This is a genomic window from Streptosporangium sp. NPDC020145 (genome assembly GCF_040631275.1).
Lineage (GTDB): Bacteria > Actinomycetota > Actinomycetes > Streptosporangiales > Streptosporangiaceae > Streptosporangium.
The window spans coordinates 397,484-414,698 of sequence record NZ_JBEXZT010000004.1; the positions used below are offsets into that span (position 1 = coordinate 397,484).

The window sequence follows — 17,215 nt, forward strand, 5'->3', positions numbered from 1 at the left end:
CAGGGGGCCGTGGAAAGGCTTTCGGGGATCACCCGGAGTAACACGCCCGAAAGGGGTGAGACAAGGTCCTGGGGCCGTAAGCCGATCCGGGAAGGAGAGCGGAGCATGAGCGAGGAACGACAGGCGGACGTCCAGGCGCTGTCCACGACCGACACCCGCGTCTACGAGGCGGTGGCCGTGCTCGCGGTCGACACCAGGACCGCGAGCGTCGAGGAGATCGTCCACGCCACCGGCCTGCCGGAGCAGGCCGTACGGCACAGCGTCGAGACCCTCACCAGGGCGGGCTGGCTGACGGCCGACGGCGGGTCCTACGCCATCGGCCGTCACGACTGGAGCGTCGAGCGCTGACCTCCCGGACGGGTCCGCGCCCGCCGGGCCGTACGGTCAGGACCGCCAGACCTTGGCCACGACCTCGGCGACGTCGGGGGCCTGGGCGAGGCCCGCGGCGAAGGCCGGTCGCCACAGGGTGGGGTTGAGGATGTCGATCCCGAAGACGGAGATCGCCGCCTGGTCGGGCGCCACGTGGGCGACCGCCGCGTCCCCGAGCGTGGTGACCTCCGCCTCGAAGCGCTCCCTGGTCTCCAGATGCGCCAGCGGCTCGACGACGACCACCGCGGAGCTGCCCGCGGCCAGGTCGGCGTTGGTCACCGAGCGGACTCCGCCGTCCATGTAGTGGCGCCCGCCGATCTCCACGGGCGGGAACACGCACGGCACGGCGCAGCTCGACGCGACGGCCGAGGACAGCGGGACACCCGAGTGACGGTCCCAGACCACGAACCCGCCGGTCGCGGTGTCGACCGCGGTGACCAGCAACCGGCGCTCCGGCCACTCCTGCACGGGCAGCCGCCTGCCGATCTCCTCGGTCCTGGCCCCGGTGTCCCCGGTGCCGAGGGCGAGCGCGCCGACCCGCCGCCTGGCCTCCTCCGGGTCGAGGGAGGAGTCGTGGAGCAGGCCGAAGACGGTCATCACCGCCTCGGGGTCGACCTGCGGGGACGCGGCGGGCTCGGCCTCCGCCTGCGCGACGACCGCCTCCTCCAGGTCGACGCCGGTGGTCATGAGGGTCCCCACGACCGATCCGGCGGACGTGCCGATCACGAGATCGGCCTCACCCAGGTCAAGGCCCGCCCGCCGCAGGCCGGTCACGATGCCCGCCTCCCACGCGATTCCCGCGATTCCTCCGCCGCCAAGCACCAGTGCTCTCGTCATGTCCCCATTGTCGCGGTCGCGGGGAGTGTCCGCCCGAGTCGCGCATCCCCGACCGGTTCGAGCCCCCGGGAGGACGATCCACGCCGGATGGGGAAAGGTCGTGATTCCAGCGCGCAACCTCAATCAAGGTGAAGGTCGCGTTAGAGTGGAATGTGTCCGCGAACATGGAGCTCACCGTCGGCCAGCTCGCCTCGCGCAGCGGGGTCGCCGTCTCCGCCCTTCACTTCTACGAGGCCAGAGGCCTGATCAGCAGCCGCCGTACGGCCGGCAACCAGCGCCGTTTCAGCCGTGACACGCTGCGCAGGATCGCCTTCATCCGGGTCTCGCAGCGGGTCGGCATCCCGCTGAGGACGATCCAGGACGCGTTGTCGGCCCTGCCGGACGAGCGCACCCCGACCCGCGACGACTGGGCCAGGCTCTCGGCGGCCTGGCAGAGCGAGCTGGACGACCGCATCAGGCAGCTGCAGTTGCTCAGGGACGGCCTGACCGACTGCATCGGCTGCGGCTGCCTGTCCCTCGACCGCTGCGCGCTGATCAACCCCGACGACAAGGCGGCGGCCGGCGGCCCCGGCTCACGGCTGATGCTGCGCCCACGGGAGTGCCCGGTGGACTGCGACCCGCCGAAGGCCGGGGTCGCCTGAGGACCGTCCTCAGAGGCCGTGCGCGCTCAGCCAGAGCCGGTTGGCGCGCTGGTCGGCCATGGCGCGCCCGACGTCCTGGCCGGGGCCGGGCGCGTCCTGCTCGACGACCAGCCAGCCCTCGTAGCCGCGCAGCTCGCGCAGGACACCCGCGAGGTCGACCTCGCCCGCCCCGAGCGGGGGGAAGGCGTCGCCCGCGATGACCGCGGCCAGGTCGCCGCCCGCGGCCCGCGCCCGGTCGCGGGCCCGCCTGCTGGCGTCCTTCAGGTGGACCTGCCTGATCCGGTCGCCCCACAGCCGCAGCGCGGTCACGGGGTCACCTCCGGCGAGCCAGAAGTGGCCGGTGTCCAGGCAGATCGAGACGTCGGTGAGGTCGAGCAGCCTCTCGACCTCCTCGGGGGTCTCCACGAGAGTGCCCAGGTGGTGGTGGAAGACGGGTTCGAGACCGCGGTCCCGGCAGCGGTCGGCGGCCTCCTGCACCCGTGAGGCGAAGTCGGCCCACGCCTCGCCGGGCAGGCCGGGGGCGACACCCTGGGCGAACCGCCTGCGGTGCGGCGGACAGGCCAGGGTCAGGCGGGGGGCGAAGCGCGGGTCGGCCACCGGAACGCTCGCGAAGATCGCCAGCGCCGTGTACAGCCCGGCCAGTCCGGCGGCGAAGGCGTCCTCGTCGTCGTAACGCAGGTCCACCTGGCCGCCCGCCAGGCCCATCCCGGTCCTGGCCAGCCGGTCGAGCAGTCCGCCGCCGGTGCCCAGGTAGCCGATCGGCCCCGAGTCGATTCCCTCGTAACCGGCCTCAGCCAGCCCGTCGAGCAGGAGGTCGGGGCTCGGTGTACCGCCCCCTGCCCGGTTGATCCCGAAGTTGACGGGCGCGTTCGCGACCTTGATCGACATGGCCTATGTCGTGCAGGTCAGCCAGCGGAGGGGGTTGTCATGGGTGATCATGCGGATGGCGCCCTCACCGATGCCCGCCTCGCGGAGCCTGGGCAGGAGGGTGCGGAACAGGTGGCTGTAGCCGGCGCCGCCGTACCGCTCGATCTCGGAGACCCTGGACAGGCCGCTGCTGAGCAGCAGCCTGGAGGCGTAGCCGTCCTCGATGAGGTCGAGGGCGTCCCGCAGCCGGTCGCCGCCCATGGAGGTGAGACAGACGTAACCGCCCGACTCGACGACCTTGTGCGCGGTCATGGGGTCGGTGCCCGCGTCGGCGACGCTGATCCGGTGCGCGGGGACCCCCTCGGACAGGAGGATCTCCAGCAGGGGCAGGCCACCGCGCTCGGAGACGGCGAGGGGCAGGCCGGAGGCCAGGGAGGCCCTGGCGGCGGCGACCGCGAACCGCTCCTCGGCGGGGGTCGGCTCCTCGTCCCAGGAGCCGATCTCGCCGATCACCCCGGGACGGGAACCGGTCCCGTCGAGGCCGTTGTCGATCTCGTCCATCAGGTGGGCGGTGAGCGTGTCCACGTCGGCGGTCAACGCCCACGGCGGGCTGAACGGCCCGGCGAAGAAGCCGGTTCCGGCGATCACGGACACCCGGCTGCACGCCGAGATCCTGGACAGGGTCGCGGCGTCGCGACCGGTTCCGATGGAACTGAGCTCGACCACCAGGCCGAGCCCGTCGGACCTGCGCAGTTCGCGCAGCTCCACGGAGGCCGCGTCCTCCTCGTCCAGCCAGCGGTGCGGGTCGGACGGGACACCCGCCGCCCAACGCAGGTCGGCACGAAGGCGCTCGCGGGGCAGGACCGAACCGGTGATGGCGGACACGGCGCAGGGGCCGCTCACGGTCCTCACACTGACGGTCTTGACAAGGGGAGCCTCAGACATGGACGGACATTAACCCACTTTTGGGGCTAAAATCACCCAATTCACCAGGGTTTTTACCTTTGACTTGTCAGGGCTGTTTCGGGGTCTCGTCATCCCCAAGGGCGCGTAACGCCCGGTCGCGGCCGGAAAACGTCGGTCACCCCGGCTAGGGTCCCTCCCATGATCGCGACCTCACCGGAAGCCCCGCTCTCCGCCGTCGGCCGGATGGTCCTGCCCGTCGGCGACCTCGACGTGGCGCTCTCCTTCTACCGCGACGTCCTCGGCTTCGCCGTGCTCCACGACCGGACCGACGACGGCTACCGCTACCTGCACGTCGGGCTGCCGGGGCAGGAGCCGGTCGGGGTGTGGCTCATGCCCGCCGCCGGCCGGGAGCGGGCACCCGGCGGCAGGCCGTCGCTCGTGCTCTACACCACCGACCTCGGCCGCCTCTCCCGGCGCCTGGGTGAGTACGGCGTGCGGGTGTGGAACGAGCGGGAGGACGCCGAGAGCCGTTCGCTGCACCTGGCCGATCCTGACGGCAACACGCTGATCGTCGCCGAGCTCAAGGACTGAGGATTGAGCGCGATCCACTCGAAGGCGCCTATTCTTTGACGAAACCAACGTCCAGGGGATCGAGTGGCCACTTCCAACGGGATGCATGACGAACGCGACGCCTCCGGGCGTCCGTCCGAGACCGGAGACGCCGACGTCCTGAAGGACGAGGCGGCCCGGCGTTCGGGCATTCACGGCTGGCTCGACGGTGTCAGGTCCACCAGAACCGGCCGCCTCACCCTCAAGATCGTCATCGGGGTCATCGGATCGGTGCTGGTCGTCGCCGGCCTCATCATGGTGCCCTTCCCCGGGCCCGGCTGGCTGGTCGTCTTCGCGGGCCTGGCCGTGCTGGCGACGGAGTTCCACTGGGCGCACCGCCTGCTGCAGTTCGGCAGGCGGACGCTGGCCGCCTGGACCGCCTGGCTCGGGCGCCAGGGCTGGACGGTCAAGATCCTGGTGGTCCTGGCCGCCGCCGCGACCGCGACGGTGATCGTCTACTACGGTCTGAGGCTCAGCCTCCACATCGACCTGATCGCCGAGGCGCGCGCCTTCCTGAGCCGCTGACCTCCGGTCACGCTCGGGGTACACGCCCGGCCGGACGGGGATGGCGACGATCAGCCCCGCCCGGCCCGCGTGTCTCCGATTTCTCCCGTTCCCCATTGGAATCACCCCCAACCATCCTCTTCTCGGTCCTCTTTGGGCGAATCCCGGCAGTCCGTTCCCGAAGGCCGCCCTTGTCAGGGAAACCGATTCGGTATAGATCACAAACTATGAGTAGCTCCCGCCCTAGGCTGCGCCCGTGCCTGTGACTCCTGGAATCAACAAAACGCTCGGTGGCGCTGTCATCGCGGCCTGCCTGACCGTGCTCGCCCCGTCCGCGGCCCACGCCGCCCTGCCTGCGGACGTCACCCTGCCCGACACCGGGGTGACCGTCAGGGAGAGCTCCGCGGACCCGCTAACGGTTTCCTCCTACACCCTCGGCAATCTCGCCTACCTGCGCAGAGGTGAGGCGTTCGCCAAGCAGAAGGGGTACCAGGAGATCACGGTGGCGCCGGGCGGGACCAAGGCGCTCGCGGTGCCCAGCTCCTACAGCTCGGGGCACGACTCGGTGCTGCTGGCCGACCTGGTCTCGGAGAAGGCCGTCAAGATCCAGACGGTGCAGAAGCCGTTCGTCGCCCACTTCGCCCACTGGTCCCGCGACGGCCGCAAGGTGGTCCTGACCGTCCAGCGCAAGGCGGCCGGAGGCTGGACGACGACCGGGTTCGTGATCGTCGACGTGGCCGCGAAGACCGCCCGCACCGTGACCGTCTCCGGGGTCGACCCCGCCGCCACGTTCCGCTGGACCCCGGACAACGCCCAGCTGGTCGCCGCCCACCAGGGTGGCGTCCGCTTCTACGGCCAGGACGGCACGGCCAGGCGCACCCTGGCCAAGACCGGCGCCCCGGGCGGAGGAGAGGACGTCTTCTCCCCCTCAGGCAAGGGGCTGATGACCTGGTGCCCGGCGAGCTACGCCGAGGACGTCTGCGTCTGGGACCGCAGCTCGGGCAAGATCGCGGTCAAGGTGAAGGGCGTCAAGCCGAAGGCCCTGCTCGGCTGGTGGGACGAGCGCAGCTTCGTGGCCGTCCTGCCCGGCTCCGGCGTCTACAAGGTCGTGGTCGTGGACGTCAAGGGCAAGGGCCTGCGGGTCCTGGCCGACGTCTCGGCGCGCGACTGGAACAGGAAGATCTATCTGAGCTACACCCGTAGCTGACCGCTCGGCCGGGCGCCGCCTCGCGGTGTCCGGCCGTACGGGACCGTCCCGGGACGCATGGGCGCCGTCCGGCGAGTCCTGGCGGCGCGGCGCGCCTGATGGCTCAGAGGTACAGGCCGGTGCCGTTGTCGGTCTGCGGAGTGGCGATGGCGTGCAGGTCACGCTCGCGCATGACGAGATAGAGCTGCCCGTGCACCTCGACCTCGTACTGCTCCTCGGGGTTGAACAGGACCTTGTCGCCGACCTTGACGGAACGGGCGTTCGCCCCCGCGCCGCAGACCTCACCCCAGACCAGCCGGTTGGCCATCTTCACCGTCGCGGGAATGACGATGCCCGCGGTGCTGCGGCGCTCCTCTGACTCCTGCTCGATCTTGACCATGACACGGTCGTGGAGCATCTGAATCTCGAATTTCGGGTCACCCACAGTAGAAGCTTATGGGAACGGCGCCCCCGGGCCACCGGTGATCCGGCGGACCCGTCAGGCGCAGGGCCCAGGCGAGCCTTGAAGTTCCCCGAGGGGCCGAAAGTAGGATTTTCCGCTATGACGTCCTCTGAGCTCGTGAACGACTTCGTCGCCTGGCACCTGGAGAGCAACCCCGTCCAGGCCACCCTGCTGGGGGCCGAGGGCTACGACCGGACCCTCGGCGACCTCTCCGAGGCGGGCTTCCTGGCCAGGGAGGGAGAGTCCCGGCGCTGGCTCGAACGCCTCGCCAGGGCCCCCCAGGAGGAGGGGTTCGAGGAGGAGATCGACCGCGAACTCGTCGTCTCGACGCTGCGGGGCGCCCTGGCGTACGAGGACTGGCCGACCTGGCGGCGTGACCCCGCGGTCTACGTGGGCACGGTCTTCGGCTCGATGTTCAGCCCGTTCCTGCAGCGCCTGGCGCCCGAGGCCGAGCTGGTCGAGGCGGCGGTGGCCCGGCTGGCCGAGGTCCCCGGCGTCCTGGCCGCCTGCCGGGCCAACCTCGACCCGGCGCTGGCCTCCGAGCTGCTGGTCAGGCGGGGGCTCGGTCAGGCGCGCACCGCGCGTAACTTCCTCACCGTGACGGTCCCCGGCCTGGTCGAGGACGAACGGCTGCGCGCCCGCCTGGCCGAGGCGGCGGAGCCCGCCGCCGCGGCCTTCGACGACCTGGTCGTCTTCCTTGAGGGCTTCCGGGCGGGCGGCACCTGGCGGATGGGGGAGGAGCTGTACTCCAGGCTGCTGTACGAGCGGGAGACACTGGGGTACGGCGCGGCCGAACTGCTCAAGCGCGGCCAGGAGGCCTACGAGGAACTGGACGCGCAGATGCGGGAGGTCGCGCTTCGGCTGCCCGGCGGCACCGAAGACTGGCACGCGGCCGTCACCGCGCTCCAGGACGACCACGCGCCGACCCTTGAGGACATGCGGGCCGAGTACGAGGCCGAGACCGAGCGGGCCAGGCGGTTCGTGCGCGAACGCGGCCTGGTGACGTTCGCGGAGGGGGAGGAGTGCCGCGTCGTGCCCTCTCCGGAGTTCCAGCGGCCCATCCTCGCCGTCGCCTCCTATCTGCAGCCTCCGCCGCTGTCCGCCTCCCGGATCGGGCACTTCTTCGTGCCCTTCACCCCCGACTCCTTCACCGGGGAGCAGGTCCGCCAGCGGCTGCGCACGAACGCCAGGGCGCAGATGCCCTCCATCGCCGTCCACGAGGCCTACCCCGGTCACCACTGGCACCTGTCCTGGGTGGCGGGCAGCCCCCGCCGGGTCCGCAAGCTGTTCCGCACGCCGTACTTCGTCGAGGGCTGGGGCCTGTACGTGGAGAAGGTCATGCGGGAGCAGGGCTACTTCACCACGGCGGCCCAGGAGCTCGCCCATCTGGACTTCCGGCTCTTCAGGGCGGCCCGCATCATCGTGGACACCTCGCTGCACTGCGGTGACATGACCGTCGAGGAGGCCGAGGAGTTCATGACGACGAGGTCCACGCTCACCCCGGGGACCGCCAAGGGCGAGGTGGACCGCTACTGCGCCTGGCCCACCCAGGCGCCGTCCTACCTGACGGGCGCCCTGGAGATCGACCGCATCCGGGACGACTACCTGGCCGCGGGACGGGGTGACCTGCGCGCCTTCCACGACAGGCTGGCGGGTTCCGGCGGTCTCCCCCTCGGCCTGGCCCGCAGGGTCGCCCTGGAGGGGTAGGACGTCGGCCGGGTCCTCGGCGAGGCAGGGGATCCGGCCGACGTGGGTGTCAGGCGGGCAGGCCGGACTCGATGGGCAGGCCCGCCTCGGCCCAGTCCTGGATGCCCTCGCGGTACTTGCGGACGTGGGTGTAGCCGAGCGCGGCCAGTCGCCTGGCCACCGCCTCGCTGTTGCCGCAGGAGGGGTTGGAGCAGTAGGTGACGATGGAGGCGTCCTTGTCGGGGAGCAGCCCGGCGGCGCGCTCGGCGACCTCGCTCTCGACCAGGGCGATCGCCCCCGGCAGGTGCTGCTGCGCGTAGTACTCGCCGCCGAGGGTGTCCAGAACGATTACGGAGCCCGCCTCGATCGCGGTCCTCAGCTCGTCGCGGGTGATCAACTGGGTCATGACCGGCCTCCCGAAGGATAAATGGACTATAGTCCGTTTGTGTGAACAGGAGAGAACTTAACGGACCGCAGTCCGCTTCGTCAACCGAGCCGCTGCGCGTGCTGATGGGCGAGCCGCCCAGGGAACGCGCCGACGCCGCGCGCAACCGTACGAAGGTGCTGGCCGCCGCGGCGCGGCTGTTCCGCGAACGAGGTGTGGACGGCGTCTCGATGGACGCGGTCGCGGCCGAGGCGGGCGTGGGCAAGGGGACGCTGTTCCGCAGGTTCGGCGACAGGTCGGGCCTGGCCGTCGCGCTCCTCGACGAACGGGAACGCGAACTGCAGGAGGCGATCCTGGCCGGTCCCGCACCCCTCGGGCCCGGCGCGCGGGCCGCCGAACGGCTGACCGCGTTCGTCGAGGCCTACCTCGACTATCTGCTGGCCCACCTCGACCTGGTCAGGATGTCGGAGACCGCGAGTCCCGGCGCCCGCTACCGCATCGGCGCCTACCGGTTCTGGCACCGGCACGTGGCGATCCTGCTCGCCGAGGCCCGTCCCGGCTGCGACGCCGACCCCCTGGCCCACGCCCTGCTCGCGCCGCTGGCCGCCGAGCACATGACGGCCCTGGTCGCCGAGTACGGTCCGGCGCGCGCCAGAAAGGCCGTGCGCGCGCTCGTCACGGGGTGAGAATCGTGCAGCCGAACGTGCAGGCGAACGTGCAGATGCCCGATTCGCCCTGGACTGTCGGAGAAGCGGTGTCAGACGTAGGTGCCGCGGACCTCGACGATGTCGGCGAGCGGGAACTCCAGATAGTCGCCGGCCTCCTCGCACCAGGCGTCCAGTGTCCCGCCGCGCAGCTCACCGTGGCTGATGGTCGCGGTCAGTCCGTCGGCCAGCGTGATCGCGGCCCGCACGCCCCGGTCGACCACGAAACCGAGCAGCGACTGCTGGGCGGTGGGCAGGCGGGAGGCCATGCGGCCGATCACCGCCCACGTCCTGCCGTTGCCCCGGGCGCCGTCCCCGGTGGCCAGCAGCCGTCTGGCGTGCTCACCCGGGTCCGGCGGGGTGTCGAGGACCGGGTAGGGCGGTTGCTCGAACTCGGCCACCCGCCCCCCGGGCAGCAGGATCAGCCGCCCGCCCTGGGGCTCCTCGATCCGGGCACGGCGGACGGTGATCTCCCCGGTGTCCTCGACCGGGACCGGGGCGTAACCGTTCTCCCGCAGCGCGGCCAGGGTCTTGGCCGCGGGCACGGAGCTGGCGAGCACGGTCGGCGCGAGCAGCCTGAGCCCCAGCCTGCCCAGCCGCCGGTGACCGGCGATCTCGGCCAGCAGCACCGGGTCGGAGGCCTGGACGATGCAGGCGACCGTGGTCACGGTGACCTCGCCGTGCCGCCTGGCGATGTCGCGCACGAGATAGTCGAGCGGCTGCGGCACCGTGCCGACCTCGGCGAGATCGGCCAGCAGGTCGTCGGCGGAACATCCGGCGTCCATCGCCCGCCGTATGCTCGCCGGGCTGAAGCGCCACACGGAGGCGGCGCCCCTGGACTCGCGGTCGGCGGTCCGGTCGAGCAGTTCGGCCAGTTCGGCGGAGGGGGGACCCGTCACCACGGCGGTCAGGTCGGCGCCGAACAGCGCGCTGCGCCGTACGCTGGCCAGGGCCCTGATCGAGCACTCGACCAGGAGCGGGTCGTTCTCGACGAGCGGCACCGAGTCGTCGTTCTCGTCACCGGCCGTCTGCAACGCGGCCAGCGCGCGCCCCAGGTCGGTGATCGTGTCGTAGGCGACCAGGCCGAGCATCCTGGCCTCCTCAAGTGCGGCGGGGGCGCACTCGCCCAGCAGCGGGCGTTCGAGCAGCGGGGCGTGCCAGTGGGCCGCCTCGACGAGCCCGGCCTGGTCGGCGCACGCCGTACTGGCGGGCAGGCGGGCCAGCACGCCCAGCACCGCCCGTCTGGCGCGGGCGACCATGATCCCCGCGGGGTCGTCGCCGAGCACCGTGCCGTATCTGCCGTCGATCCGGCGCAGCGACGAGCGTTCCATGCGCCACCAGGCGGCGAGCAGCACCCGGAGCCTGGCCGCCGCGTCGTCCAGCCGCCAGCGGTCGAACTTCTCGGTCGGCACCAGGCCGCCCGCCGTGTCGTCCCAGGCCAGCAGCCGGGCGACCGCGCAGATCTCCAGCAGCAGCCGGGTCTCGTCCTCGTCGCAGCCGATGTCCTTGGCCAGCCTGCGCACCTCGCGCACGCCGACCCCGCCCGCCTTCAGCAGCGGCAACGGGATCTTCGCGGTGTTCTCCAGCATCGCGGCGCAGCGTTCGACCACGTGGGGCGCCGCCAGGGTCATCAGGTGGTCGACGGCCTCGGGGTCGACGGGGACGGTCGCCAGGTCGGGCGGGACGGGGGTGAACGGGGGGTGGTAGTCGGCCCCGCGCAGCGCGAGCGCCACCTCCCTGGGCATCTCGGCGGTGTTCCAGCTCGGCCGGAAGAGCAGGCCGTGGTCGCCCGCCCACTTCTCCGGGGAGCCGGGGACCACGAACCGGCCGCCGTCGACGCCACGGGACGGGCCGTCCCAGGCGAACTCGTCGAGCAGTCTCCTGGCTCCCTCGGGAGCCCGTTCCAGCAGGGCGGCGAGGCGGCCCGGGTCGGAGAGCACCTCGATGATCTTGCTGACCGTCTGGCGCTTCTGGCCGTTGGGCAGGCCGAGGGCCCTGGCCAGCGCGCGCAGGGCGTCGGCGCTGACGGTCCACGAGTTCAGGTAGTGGGCCAGCGATTCGCCGAGGCCGCACGGGGCCGTCCAGCAGCGGGCCAGGCCCCCGGCGAGCCGGATGCGTCCCTCGTCGTCGGGCCAGGCCAGGGCGTGGTCGGACAGCAGGTCGATCCAGGGGGCGGTCTCGGCCTCCGAGACGCCCATGAACCCGGCCAGTGTCTCAAGGTCGACGCGGTCGCCCAGGGCCAGGGCCGCCTGCGCGACCTCGAAGGAGGGCAGTGGAAGAGCGCGCATGACCGCGGAGATCGCGGATCCGTTGCCCAGCCGCTGCGCCAGGGTGTCGAGGCGCCGCGGCCACGGTGCGACGATGGCGTCCGGCCGGTTGGCCAGGATTCGGGTGAGCCGTTCTTCGTCGAGGGTCTTCAACCAGCCGAGCAGGTGATCGTCCATCTCGCAGCTCTCTGCAGGAATCTCACACGGGGACTCTCCGTGAGCCATGAACATCCACGGTAATGCAGAGGGCGTCGCCAGGGGACGCACCGCGCAGAATGCGACAGGTTCACAGGATGTTCACCGTGTCACCGCCAGGTCAGCTCATGGTCACCGCCAGGTCACCGTCGGGCCGGCGGTGGATCGGCGGTGGATCGGCGACGGGCGGGAGGCCGGGATCGGCACGGGTTTGGCCGGTCCCGGGGCCGCTCGCGGGGGTGCGTCACGGGCCCGGGACCGGCCGGCGCCAATGAGGGAAGAGGCGGCGCCGTCCGGGATGGTCTTGGCGGGGGTACTACGGGGGCGTCAGCCGAGGACGGCCCAGACGATCTTGCCGTAGGGGGCCAGGGGAGCCCAGCCCCAGCGCACGCTCAGCGACTCGACGATGTGCAGTCCGAGCCCGCCGATGTCCAGGGGTGACGGATCGCGCAGCGCGGGAAAACCCGATCCCGGGTCGTTGAGCGCGCAGGTGACCAGGCCTCCCCGGCGTAGCAACGAGAGCCTGATGGGTTCCTTGGCGCGTGACTCGGCCAGGCGCAGGCCGTGTCTGAAGGCGTTGGTGGCCAGCTCGGAGACGATGAGCTCCATGTTCTCGACCAGGTCGGTGAGCTTCCAGCCGGTGAGTGTCCCCGTGGCGAAGCTGCGGGCGGAGTGCACCGACTCCGCCTGCGGGGGAAGCACGAAGGTGGCGCTCGCCATGGCCGCTGATCCGGAGAGGAGATCGCGTGCCGTATCGGGCCACCAGCCGACGGGGGGCCACCAGTCGAGCGCCGTCCAGGAGGTCCGGGAGAGCGCGGTGTGGGCGGACTGCACAGCGATCATCATGGTGCAAACTCCCGTGCAGGTGCAAGAGCGAATGCACGTGCATAAGGTGCGTGCAACCGCTACGGTTACCCATGAAATCGGCAATCGGACAGAAAGGGGATCTTGTCCGCGGCTGGGAAATCTTGGGCCGCGAAGTGACAGACTGTCGATCAGGAAAGCGAGCGAGGAGCAACCACGTGTCCATGGACCCGCCCGGTACCGGTTCCACCGTTCGGCGCATCATGCTCGGCGCAAGCCTGCGTCGCCTGCGTGAGGAGAAGGGGCTTCCCCGTGAGGTGGCCGGATTCCACATCCGGGCCTCGGAGTCCAAGATCAGCCGGATGGAACTGGGTCGCGTCGGTTTCAAGACACGAGACGTGGAAGACCTGCTCACCCTGTACGGCGTGCTCGACGACGCAGAACGGCGCGGCCTGCTGGAGATGGTCCGCGAGGCGAACACCCCCGGCTGGTGGCACAAGTACGGCGATCTCCTGCCGAACTGGTTCACCACCTACGTGGGGCTGGAGGAGGCGGCGAACGTGATCCGCACCTACGAGGTGCAGTTCGTTCCCGGCCTGCTGCAGACGGCGGCCTACGCGCGCACCGTGATCCGGTTGGGCTACCCGGACGTGCCGGAGGCGGAGATCGAGCGTCGTGTGCATATGCGCATGCAGCGTCAGGAACGCCTGACGAAGAAGGACGGCCCCCGCCTGTGGGCCGTCATCGACGAGGCGGCCCTGAAGCGCCCTATCGGAGGACGGGAGATCATGCGCGAACAGCTCCAGCACCTGCTGGAGGTGGCCGCGCTGACCAACATCACCATCCAGGTGATGCCCTTCCGCTTCGGCATGCACGCGGCCGAGGGTGGTGCGTTCAGCATCTTGCGGTTTCCCGAGTCCGACCTGTCGGACGTCGTTTATGTCGAGCAGCTCTGGGGTGCCCTCTACCTGGACAAACGTGAGGACATTGATCCATACCTCACGGCCATGGAGCAGCTGTGCGTGGAAAGCACCACGCCTGGGGGCACCGCCGAGATCCTCGGCGACCTTCTCAGAGAGATCTAAATGAACCACACCTACAACGGCATGCCCGCCACGGACCTGGCCGGGGCGAGTTGGCGTAAGAGTCGTCACAGCAACTCGACGGGCAACTGCGTCGAGCTGGCGGAACTGCCCGACGGCAGTATCGCGGTCCGGAACTCCCGCTTTCCCGGGGGTCCGGCACTGATTTACACCCGCGACGAGATCCGTGCGCTGGTGCTCGGGGTGAAAGACGGGGAGTTCGACAGCCTTACGGTGTAACGCCGTTTTCACATCGGGGCGAGTGGTTAACCTCGCCGTGTCGATGACGTAACCCGGGGAGCGGGTCGGCGGGGAAGAGTGTGAGCCAACAGCGAATGGGGGCTCAAGCCATGCTCGACCGGATGACCCTGTATCCCGTGGCCGACGACGTGCTGTTCGCACCAGGCGGTCGCGTCGTGATCCGCACATATGGTGTCGCCTCGCAGGCCACAGGCGACGGTGCGACCACTCCGGTGTCCTACCGCACATGGGTCACCGGAGTACGCGACCAGCCCTGCCACTGGAGATGGAGGCACTGCGAGGAGGCCCGCGCGGGCCACGCAGGAAGTGCTGATGTGGTTGACGGGCCGCGGACCGCGGCCCGGCCCTCAGACGGGGGCGTTCCAGGTGAGCGCCACCGGTTCGCCGTGTTCGAAGCCCAGCCGGGAGTAGGTCCCGGTGTCCAGGCGGAACAGGCGGCCGTCCCGCGCGGGAAGTCCCAGCCAGCGGGCGCACAGCACCCGCAGCAGGTGACCGTGCGCCACCACGGCGACCGTGCCGTCCGCGGCGCGGGCCCGGGAGATCACCCGGTCGGCGCGCTCCGCGACCTCCTGCGCGCTCTCACCGGGATGCTCGGCGTCCCCGGGGACGACCCCGTCGCGCCACAGGTACCAGCCGGGGCGCGTGCGCCGGATGTCCACGGTCGTGATGCCCTCGTAGCCGCCGTAGTCCCACTCCCACAGGTCCGGGTCGACCTCGTAATCCGTCAGTCCGGCCAGCTCCGCCGTACGGCGGGCCCGCGACGCGGGGCTGACCAGGGCCAGCCCGAAGGACCTGCCCCCGACCAGCGGCGCGAGCGCCCGCGCCTGCTCCTCACCTCTGGGGGTCAGCGGCAGGTCGGTACGTCCCGTGTGACGCCCGTCCCTGCTCCACTCGGTCTCACCGTGCCGCAGCAGAATCATCTCGTCCATATGTGATCCATCATGCCGGTACGGCCTCCTGGTTCTGGTGGGGTGGGTCCCTGATGAGCGCGCGACCGGCGGAAGGGGTCGTGAGAAGCTGGGGCCGTGACGATATCTGTGGGTTTGGTGGGCGCGGGGCCGTGGGCGGAGATGGTGCACGCACCGGTTCTCGCGGCCGGACCGGACACGCGCCTGGTCGGTGTGTGGGCGCGGCGCCCCGAGGCCGCGGCCCGGTTCGGGGTCCCGGTCTACGAGCGGATCGAGGAACTGTTCGACAACTGCGAGGCGGTCGCCTTCTCCGTGCCGCCCGCCGTACAGGCCGAGCTGGGGGTGCTCGCCGCGCGGGCGGGCAAGGCGCTGCTGCTGGAGAAGCCACTCGCCGCCGACCTCGACGGTGCCAGACGGCTCGCCGAGGCGGTCGCCGAGGCAGGCGTGCCCTCCCAGATGGTCCTGACCTGGCGTTACTCCGCGGCGACCAGGGCCTTCCTGGCCAGGGTCTCGGCCATCGAGCCCTTCGGCGGCAACGCGGTCAGCGTCTCCGGCTCCATGCTGGGCGGCGACTTCGCCACCCCCTGGCGACTCGAACGAGGCGCGATCCTCGACATCGGCCCGCACATGATCGACATGTTGGACGCCGCGCTCGGCCGGATCACCGGCGTGCGCGCCCACGGCAACCCGCGCGGCTGGGTCGGCCTGCTGCTCGAACACGAGACGGGCGCGGTCAGCGAGGCGTCGCTGTGCATGAGCGTCCCCGGCGAGACGCCGCCCTCCAGGGTCGACGTGTACGGCAGGCTCGGCAGCGAGCACCTCGACGGGAACCGCCTCGGCTCCGACTCGTTCGCCGTCATGCTCTCCGAGTTCGCCGAGACCGTCGCCCGCGGCGGCGGCCATCCCCTTGACGCGGCACACGGCCTACGCCTCCAGGAGGTGATCGCCGAGGCCGAACGGGAGCTGGAGGACCAGGCTTGACTGTGTTTCCTTGCGCCGCCTGCGGCGTCGCGGGCTTGGGCGCTGCGGGTCGGTGCTTTCCCTCGTCACTGCGTCGCTGCGCTCCTGCGTTCCTCAGTCCAAGCACCGACGCGCCCAAGCCGTGTCTCTTTGCTCCGCCTGGCGGCGTCGCGGGCTTGGGCGCGTCGGTGTCTTCCCTCGTCACTGCGTCGCTGCGCTCCTGCGTTCCTCAGTCCAGACACCGACGCGCCCAAGCCGGCACTCCTCATGCACGGCACCGGGTTCGCGGATGTTGGGAGGGCGGGCTTGACGGAGGAGAGGATCGGGGGGATTGATAGCGTTGGTTTGTTGCACAGCGTGTAGCGAAGTCCGGTGTGAGCCCGGCGCTGTCCCGCAACTGTCATGGTCAGGGGAGCGTTCTCCCTGATCGAGCCAGGTCGCCTTCCGCTGTGCCGACGCTGTCTGCCCTCGTGGAAAGGGTGACCCCGTCCCTTCACGGGTCTCTCCTGTTCCGATGACCGAAAGGATCCCCCCGAGTGAGGCCCGTACGTATCGCCCTCGTCGGCGCGCTGTCCGGTGTGCTTGCCCTGTCCGGATGCGCCGGGAGCACCGAAGGCGCCGGAAACACCGGGAGCACGGCCGACCCGTCCGCGACGACGGCGCAGTCCCCGCAGGGGGCGGCCTTCCCCGTCACCGTTCAGGCGGGCAACGGCCCGGTCGTCGTCCAGAAGCGCCCGGAGCGCATCGTCTCGCTGTCGCCGACCGCGACCGAGAACCTCTTCGCCGTCGGCGCCGGCCCCCAGGTCGTCGCGGTGGACGACCAGTCGAACCACCCCGCGCAGGCGCCGAAGACCACCCTGTCCGGGTTCAAGCCGAACGTCGAGGCGATCGTCGCCAAGAAGCCCGACCTGGTCGTGCTCGCCAACGACATCGACGGCGTCGTCGGCAAGCTGGGCGCGCTCGGCGTCCCCGTGCTGGTCGAGCCCGCGGCGGCCAAACTCGACGACGCCTACGACCAGATCACCGACCTGGGCCTGGCCACCGGCAACGTGGACCGGGCCGAGGAGGTCGCCGACGGCATGAGGAAGCAGATCGAGGCCCTCGCCGCCGAGGCTCCCAAGGACAAGAAACTGACCTACTACCACGAACTGGACAGCACGCCGTACTCGGCGACCTCGACCACCTTCATCGGCCAGATCTACGGGCTGTTCGGGCTGACCAACATCGCGGACAAGGCCCCCGACGCGGCGGGCGGCTACCCCAAGCTCTCCGCCGAGTTCGTCGTCAAGGCCGACCCGGACATCGTCTTCCTCGCCGACACCAAGTGCTGCGGCCAGTCGCGGGAGACCCTCGCCAAGCGTCCCGGCTGGTCCGGGCTCTCGGCGATCAAGAAGGACCGGGTCGTCGCCCTCGACGACGACCTCGCCTCCCGCTGGGGTCCCCGCGTCGTCGATCTCGTCAAGCAGGTCGGCGAGGCCGTCCGGAAGACCGCGACCAGTTAGGTGACCGACCTCTCCCGTCCCTCAACGGGCTCGTCCTCGCCCGAGGTGGCCCCCGGCCTTCTCCGGACGGCGGGCAGGC

Annotated in this window: 19 protein-coding genes and 1 riboswitch; of the genes, 11 read left to right on the forward strand and 8 right to left on the reverse strand. The window is 70.9% G+C overall.

Translation table 11 applies throughout. From position 1 onward, the window contains the following. Nucleotides 1-105 precede the first annotated feature (105 nt). Nucleotides 106-348: a hypothetical protein gene (locus ABZ463_RS10150; RefSeq protein ID WP_352008729.1), complete on the forward strand. Its 243-nt coding sequence runs from the start codon at nt 106-108 to the stop codon at nt 346-348. A gap of 36 nt (nt 349-384) precedes the next feature. Here the strand turns inward: ABZ463_RS10150 and ABZ463_RS10155 are convergent, their stop codons facing one another. After that, complete coding sequence (locus tag ABZ463_RS10155; protein ID WP_352008730.1) at nt 385-1,206, reverse strand: patatin-like phospholipase family protein; 822 nt, start codon at nt 1,204-1,206, stop codon at nt 385-387. A 164-nt stretch (nt 1,207-1,370) separates the two neighbouring features. Between ABZ463_RS10155 and soxR the strand changes: the two genes are divergently transcribed. Beyond that, nucleotides 1,371-1,847 (forward strand): redox-sensitive transcriptional activator SoxR, encoded by a 477-nt coding sequence (gene soxR, locus ABZ463_RS10160; protein WP_352009444.1) that lies wholly within the window; start codon nt 1,371-1,373, stop codon nt 1,845-1,847. 9 nt (nt 1,848-1,856) lie between these two features. Here soxR and ABZ463_RS10165 read toward each other — a convergent pair whose 3' ends face one another. Together ABZ463_RS10165 and ABZ463_RS10170 are read right to left on the reverse strand one after the other, a co-directional pair. After that, a complete protein-coding gene (locus tag ABZ463_RS10165; protein WP_362775094.1) occupies nt 1,857-2,735 on the reverse strand; it encodes a sugar phosphate isomerase/epimerase in 879 nt (292 codons plus the stop codon). Nucleotides 2,736-2,738: 3 nt separating this feature from the next. Next, nucleotides 2,739-3,659, reverse strand: a complete 921-nt coding sequence (locus ABZ463_RS10170; RefSeq protein WP_352008732.1) for an aryldialkylphosphatase — start codon at nt 3,657-3,659, stop codon at nt 2,739-2,741. A 159-nt stretch (nt 3,660-3,818) separates the two neighbouring features. Here ABZ463_RS10170 and ABZ463_RS10175 point away from each other — a divergent pair, with 159 nt between their 5' ends. The 3 genes from ABZ463_RS10175 to ABZ463_RS10185 all read left to right on the forward strand — a co-directional run bounded on the left by ABZ463_RS10175 (nt 3,819) and on the right by ABZ463_RS10185 (nt 5,940). Continuing rightward, on the forward strand, nt 3,819-4,211 hold the full coding sequence (locus tag ABZ463_RS10175; protein WP_362775097.1) for a VOC family protein: 393 nt from the start codon (nt 3,819-3,821) through the stop codon (nt 4,209-4,211). Between the two features lie 63 nt (nt 4,212-4,274). Beyond that, on the forward strand, nt 4,275-4,754 hold the full coding sequence (locus ABZ463_RS10180) for a TIGR02611 family protein (protein WP_362775100.1): 480 nt from the start codon (nt 4,275-4,277) through the stop codon (nt 4,752-4,754). 235 nt (nt 4,755-4,989) lie between these two features. Beyond that, nucleotides 4,990-5,940, forward strand: a complete 951-nt coding sequence (locus ABZ463_RS10185) for a hypothetical protein (RefSeq protein ID WP_352008735.1) — start codon at nt 4,990-4,992, stop codon at nt 5,938-5,940. 103 nt (nt 5,941-6,043) lie between these two features. On the opposite strand, the gene ABZ463_RS10190 is transcribed toward ABZ463_RS10185, so the two are convergent. Further along, complete coding sequence (locus ABZ463_RS10190; RefSeq protein WP_352008736.1) at nt 6,044-6,364, reverse strand: co-chaperone GroES; 321 nt, start codon at nt 6,362-6,364, stop codon at nt 6,044-6,046. 117 nt (nt 6,365-6,481) lie between these two features. Between ABZ463_RS10190 and ABZ463_RS10195 the strand changes: the two genes are divergently transcribed. Next, the gene (locus tag ABZ463_RS10195; protein WP_352008737.1) at nt 6,482-8,089 is read left to right on the forward strand and encodes a DUF885 domain-containing protein; all 1,608 of its coding nucleotides are present in this window, start codon (nt 6,482-6,484) and stop codon (nt 8,087-8,089) included. A gap of 49 nt (nt 8,090-8,138) precedes the next feature. On the opposite strand, the gene ABZ463_RS10200 is transcribed toward ABZ463_RS10195, so the two are convergent. Next, nucleotides 8,139-8,474, reverse strand: a complete 336-nt coding sequence (locus tag ABZ463_RS10200; RefSeq protein ID WP_362775106.1) for a rhodanese-like domain-containing protein — start codon at nt 8,472-8,474, stop codon at nt 8,139-8,141. 41 nt (nt 8,475-8,515) lie between these two features. On the opposite strand from ABZ463_RS10200, the gene ABZ463_RS10205 reads away from it, so the two are divergent. Next, nucleotides 8,516-9,139, forward strand: coding sequence for a helix-turn-helix domain-containing protein (locus tag ABZ463_RS10205; RefSeq protein ID WP_362775109.1), 624 nt, complete (start codon nt 8,516-8,518; stop codon nt 9,137-9,139). 71 nt (nt 9,140-9,210) lie between these two features. Here the strand turns inward: ABZ463_RS10205 and ABZ463_RS10210 are convergent, their stop codons facing one another. Both ABZ463_RS10210 and ABZ463_RS10215 read right to left on the reverse strand, forming a co-directional pair. After that, the gene (locus tag ABZ463_RS10210) at nt 9,211-11,601 is read right to left on the reverse strand and encodes a helicase-associated domain-containing protein (RefSeq protein WP_362775112.1); all 2,391 of its coding nucleotides are present in this window, start codon (nt 11,599-11,601) and stop codon (nt 9,211-9,213) included. A gap of 345 nt (nt 11,602-11,946) precedes the next feature. After that, complete coding sequence (locus tag ABZ463_RS10215; RefSeq protein WP_352008740.1) at nt 11,947-12,465, reverse strand: ATP-binding protein; 519 nt, start codon at nt 12,463-12,465, stop codon at nt 11,947-11,949. 221 nt (nt 12,466-12,686) lie between these two features. Between ABZ463_RS10215 and ABZ463_RS10220 the strand changes: the two genes are divergently transcribed. After that, complete coding sequence (locus tag ABZ463_RS10220) at nt 12,687-13,508, forward strand: helix-turn-helix transcriptional regulator (RefSeq protein WP_352009446.1); 822 nt, start codon at nt 12,687-12,689, stop codon at nt 13,506-13,508. Next, nucleotides 13,509-13,745 (forward strand): DUF397 domain-containing protein, encoded by a 237-nt coding sequence (locus ABZ463_RS10225; RefSeq protein ID WP_184715044.1) that lies wholly within the window; start codon nt 13,509-13,511, stop codon nt 13,743-13,745. Nucleotides 13,746-14,113: 368 nt separating this feature from the next. Here ABZ463_RS10225 and ABZ463_RS10230 read toward each other — a convergent pair whose 3' ends face one another. Next, entirely contained in the window at nt 14,114-14,695 is a 582-nt protein-coding gene (locus tag ABZ463_RS10230; RefSeq protein WP_362775115.1) for a histidine phosphatase family protein, read from the reverse strand. 96 nt (nt 14,696-14,791) lie between these two features. On the opposite strand from ABZ463_RS10230, the gene ABZ463_RS10235 reads away from it, so the two are divergent. Both ABZ463_RS10235 and ABZ463_RS10240 read left to right on the forward strand, forming a co-directional pair. Beyond that, a complete protein-coding gene (locus ABZ463_RS10235) occupies nt 14,792-15,655 on the forward strand; it encodes a Gfo/Idh/MocA family oxidoreductase (RefSeq protein ID WP_352008742.1) in 864 nt (287 codons plus the stop codon). Between the two features lie 341 nt (nt 15,656-15,996). Further along, nucleotides 15,997-16,050, forward strand: a riboswitch (cobalamin riboswitch). A 120-nt stretch (nt 16,051-16,170) separates the two neighbouring features. After that, nucleotides 16,171-17,136 (forward strand): ABC transporter substrate-binding protein, encoded by a 966-nt coding sequence (locus ABZ463_RS10240; RefSeq protein WP_352008743.1) that lies wholly within the window; start codon nt 16,171-16,173, stop codon nt 17,134-17,136. Nucleotides 17,137-17,215: the final 79 nt, after the last annotated feature.

What these genes read in the sequence shown, in the direction of transcription:
- ABZ463_RS10175 (WP_362775097.1), top strand. Translation starts at nt 3,819, where the DNA reads ATGATCGCGACCTCACCGGAAGCCCCGCTCTCCGCCGTCGGCCGGATG.
- ABZ463_RS10230 (WP_362775115.1), bottom strand. Translation starts at nt 14,695, where the DNA reads ATGGACGAGATGATTCTGCTGCGGCACGGTGAGACCGAGTGGAGCAGG.
- ABZ463_RS10195 (WP_352008737.1), top strand. Translation starts at nt 6,482, where the DNA reads ATGACGTCCTCTGAGCTCGTGAACGACTTCGTCGCCTGGCACCTGGAG.
- ABZ463_RS10215 (WP_352008740.1), bottom strand. Translation starts at nt 12,465, where the DNA reads ATGATGATCGCTGTGCAGTCCGCCCACACCGCGCTCTCCCGGACCTCC.
- soxR (WP_352009444.1), top strand. Translation starts at nt 1,371, where the DNA reads ATGGAGCTCACCGTCGGCCAGCTCGCCTCGCGCAGCGGGGTCGCCGTC.
- ABZ463_RS10170 (WP_352008732.1), bottom strand. Translation starts at nt 3,659, where the DNA reads ATGTCTGAGGCTCCCCTTGTCAAGACCGTCAGTGTGAGGACCGTGAGC.
- ABZ463_RS10165 (WP_362775094.1), bottom strand. Translation starts at nt 2,735, where the DNA reads ATGTCGATCAAGGTCGCGAACGCGCCCGTCAACTTCGGGATCAACCGG.
- ABZ463_RS10210 (WP_362775112.1), bottom strand. Translation starts at nt 11,601, where the DNA reads ATGGACGATCACCTGCTCGGCTGGTTGAAGACCCTCGACGAAGAACGG.
- ABZ463_RS10225 (WP_184715044.1), top strand. Translation starts at nt 13,509, where the DNA reads ATGAACCACACCTACAACGGCATGCCCGCCACGGACCTGGCCGGGGCG.
- ABZ463_RS10220 (WP_352009446.1), top strand. Translation starts at nt 12,687, where the DNA reads ATGCTCGGCGCAAGCCTGCGTCGCCTGCGTGAGGAGAAGGGGCTTCCC.
- ABZ463_RS10200 (WP_362775106.1), bottom strand. Translation starts at nt 8,474, where the DNA reads ATGACCCAGTTGATCACCCGCGACGAGCTGAGGACCGCGATCGAGGCG.
- ABZ463_RS10150 (WP_352008729.1), top strand. Translation starts at nt 106, where the DNA reads ATGAGCGAGGAACGACAGGCGGACGTCCAGGCGCTGTCCACGACCGAC.
- ABZ463_RS10155 (WP_352008730.1), bottom strand. Translation starts at nt 1,206, where the DNA reads ATGACGAGAGCACTGGTGCTTGGCGGCGGAGGAATCGCGGGAATCGCG.